We start from the raw sequence: 3394 nt of genomic DNA, 5'->3' as shown, positions 1-3394 counted from the left end.
TCTCCTGATAATATAGTACAAGCAATTTTAGTTGCTGCTGCAGCTGTATTTACAAATCAAGTTATAAAGCAAACTAAGGGGGTAAAATAATATGATAAAGAAGCTAAATATCAAGAATGGAATTATTCAGGATAAATTTATAGATGGTATTCCAGTTAAAATAAAGATAGTAAAACCAAATGGTAAAAGGAATGTAAGGACTTTAAAGAAAAGAAAGAGAACTAGAGGAATAACTAATCATAATACTGGAAATAGACATCCTACAGCTGGGGATGAAATGCATGCAAAATGGATGCAGAATGTAGAAAATACTGATAAGTCATATGTATCTGTTCATTTATTTGTAGATGAAGATTCTATAACTCAATGTATTCCTTTGGACGAAGTTACGTATCATGCTGGAGATGGAAAAGGTCCAGGGAACTATGAGACAATATCAGTTGAAATCTGTGAGAATGCAAATGTACTAAAGGCTGAAGAAAATGCTAAGAAATTAAATGCAGCTTTACTTTTAACATATCCTCACCTTAATATATATAAGCATCAAGATTGGTCAGGGAAATACTGTCCAAGAGTATTATTATCAAGTGGCAGATGGGGTGGTTTTGTAAGGGATATTAAATCTTATGTAAAAGGAGCTACAATAAAACCTAAACCCCCAGCAGATATCAAGGATGGAGATACTATAACTATTAATAAGACTATCTATGGATATAGAACTGCTTTAGATTCGATTAAAGACAGAAATAGGGTTAGAATAGTACCAAAAGGTAATTACAAAGTTATGATTAAGCATAAATCAGGAGCATGGAATATAGGTAAAGGTTACTTGTATTGGATTAACCCTAGTAAGCTTAATATAAGGACATATACTGTTAAGCCTGGAGACACACTTTCAGAAATAGCAGTAAGATATAAAACTTCTGTAAATAAATTAGTTAAGTTAAATGGTATAAAAGATCCAGATATAATTAGAGTAGGACAGAAAATTAAATTACCATAGATTAAAAGGCTAGAGATTTCTCTCTAGCCTTATTTTTTATTATATGGTAAAATATTGGATAAAGAAAATTAACTCCTTTTTTAAAAAGAAAGAAGGAGTTTGAAAATATTTGTAGAATTATATAAAATAAGAATAATTATATAGGGGGATTATAATGGATACTACATTAAATAATCTGGAGCATTTTATTAAAGAAATTAATAAAACAGATAAATATTATGAGATACTATCTACTATCTTTGAAACTCATTTTAAATTAGATAGTAAAGAAGAATTGATTAAAAACCTAAATATTCATATAACAGAAGTTTTTAAAGTAAATGCACACATATTAATTGAATATTTACAGCATCCTAATTATTTTAAAATTGAGCAATTAGAATTGAATGCTTCTAAATACAAAGCATCTTTAAAGTTAATTAATGAAATGAAAATGAAATATGGACTATTGCTAAGACCACTATTAGCAAGTCAAAATAATCCATTTTTAATTAATTCTATAGACATTAATGTCGGTAATCAGCAAACTTTACATAGATTGAATATTGAAAGAGCAGATGGACAAAAATTAGAAGGGCAATTTAATGCAGAATCATTATTAGCAATAACATCAGTCTTTATTGATTCAATAGATAAAGCTTTGGAAAGGGGAATTTTTAATTTAAACATTCAAACAATAAATAATTATTTTGAATATTCTGAAATACTTAATGAAAGATTAAATAAACTTAAGGTGGAGTACGAGAAAGAAGATAAGAATGATAAGTAGTTTACTTATTTCTGTTAACACGCAAAACAATGCTTCTATATTCAATGAAAATTGGTTTAATACCGTACTAGGATTCTTTCTAAGTGTATTGGTATATATTATTACTTCATATAGAAATGAAAAAAAATCAAAGAAGAATGAAATTAAAAATTTATTAATACAGATTTCTTATAACCACCATGATTTTTTTACATTAATATATATAGGTGCATATAATAAAGAAAAAATTGATTATTTAAATATAAGAAAAAATATTAAAAATATGAGTTTCTTATATTTATTACCAACTAATTTAAAAATGAAATTTCTTGATTTATATAAAATACATAATGGAAGTCCTGAATATTATGAAGAAAATAAGGATAATATACATGGTTTACTATGTGATATAGTAAATATTTTAAATAAGTATGGGGATGAGACTTTTGGGTATAAATAATTATAATGAACATAATAAAAACAAAATTATTGATAAAGAAGCAGAAGATAATATTAATGAATATACTGAAATAATGAAAAAATTAGGTGAATTAAGTACTAATGATAAGATGCTTACGAATATAAATAGTATGGATAGAAGATTTAAAGAGTTGGTTACTAATGGTAGTATAGATAAATCAAATGTAGAATATGATATGATGGAGAATGTTTTAAATCAAGCTAAAGACATACAAATAAGAAAAAAAAATTCAGTTGATAAAACAATTGAGTTTTATGATAACTGTAAAAATTTTCTATCAATTTCTAAAAGGATAAGTGATTAAAATGTATAAAAATAATGAAATTTATTATCCAAAAGAGAGATTTTTAAATTTAAATTTTGAGAAAATAAAGAAATATATTACTCACTATGATTATTTATTTAAGGATTATGGAAGTATTATTTTAATTCAAAATTCAGAAATAGCAATTAGTATAAATCATATAGGAAAGACTGTTTTTTTCTATAATGGTATAGAAGAAAGCAAAAAAGAGGATTATATATCTATTATTGAAAAAGTATTCAGTTATGAAACTAAAGAATTTAAATTAATAAGAAAGCATTAAATTTTCAAATCTTAGTTATTAACAAATAAAACTTTATATAATCTTTAATAAGTAATTGAGAATTACATTGAAATAAATTTAATGTAATTATTATCAAAAGTAAATATATATAAAATGTAACTTTTTTTAATAGTTACATTTTATATATATTTATATCGAATGAATGTTTTAATGTGGTGTAATGTATAAAGGAGTAATTAATAAAATGATAACAAGAAATAGCTATAAGTATTAAAAGTTATAGATCAATTTAAGAGGATGAAAAGTTATAGTTCTACAGTTTATTGAGATTGTATAAAAAAGAGGCCAAATAAGGCCCTTTAATTATGTTTTAAAAAGTTTCTACTATTATATATAGTGTTTTTTTGCATTTAATTTTTAATTTAATTAGTTTGGGGACTGTATGGGGACCAATTTAATAAAATTGTCCCCAATTATTTTGAATTAAGCTTAAGGTACATTTGAATAAATAATGAAATTCTAAGCTTGTTGTAAAATAACTAAATCGCTCAAAACACACTCATTCTGACTTCGAATCAGTTTGTCGCGGGTTCGAATCCTGCAGGGCGCACCAT

5 protein-coding genes are annotated in these 3394 nt (G+C 24.8%); all 5 read left to right on the top strand.

Features of this window, described 5'->3' with window-relative positions; all coding sequences use genetic code 11:
- Positions 1 to 91: 91 nt before the first annotated feature.
- The 5 genes from D3Z33_RS16385 (at position 92) to D3Z33_RS16365 (ending at position 2819) form a co-directional block, all read left to right on the top strand.
- Complete coding sequence (locus D3Z33_RS16385) at positions 92 to 1003, top strand: LysM peptidoglycan-binding domain-containing protein (protein WP_160198849.1); 912 nt, start codon at positions 92 to 94, stop codon at positions 1001 to 1003.
- A gap of 154 nt (positions 1004 to 1157) precedes the next feature.
- Positions 1158 to 1772 carry a hypothetical protein gene (locus D3Z33_RS16380; RefSeq protein ID WP_160198848.1) on the top strand — a complete coding sequence of 205 codons (615 nt, stop codon included), beginning with the start codon at positions 1158 to 1160 and terminating at the stop codon, positions 1770 to 1772.
- Positions 1762 to 2211 (top strand): hypothetical protein, encoded by a 450-nt coding sequence (locus tag D3Z33_RS16375; RefSeq protein ID WP_160198847.1) that lies wholly within the window; start codon positions 1762 to 1764, stop codon positions 2209 to 2211. Before D3Z33_RS16380 ends, D3Z33_RS16375 begins: the two co-directional genes overlap by 11 nt.
- Entirely contained in the window at positions 2198 to 2536 is a 339-nt protein-coding gene (locus tag D3Z33_RS16370; RefSeq protein WP_160198846.1) for a hypothetical protein, read from the top strand. Before D3Z33_RS16375 ends, D3Z33_RS16370 begins: the two co-directional genes overlap by 14 nt.
- A 1-nt stretch (position 2537) precedes the next feature.
- Positions 2538 to 2819 (top strand): hypothetical protein, encoded by a 282-nt coding sequence (locus tag D3Z33_RS16365; RefSeq protein ID WP_160198845.1) that lies wholly within the window; start codon positions 2538 to 2540, stop codon positions 2817 to 2819.
- Positions 2820 to 3394 lie beyond the last annotated feature (575 nt).

The organism is Senegalia massiliensis (assembly GCF_009911265.1).
In the GTDB taxonomy this organism is placed as follows: domain Bacteria; phylum Bacillota; class Clostridia; order Tissierellales; family SIT17; genus Anaeromonas; species Anaeromonas massiliensis_A.
This window is presented reverse-complemented; position numbering and strand designations above follow the sequence as displayed.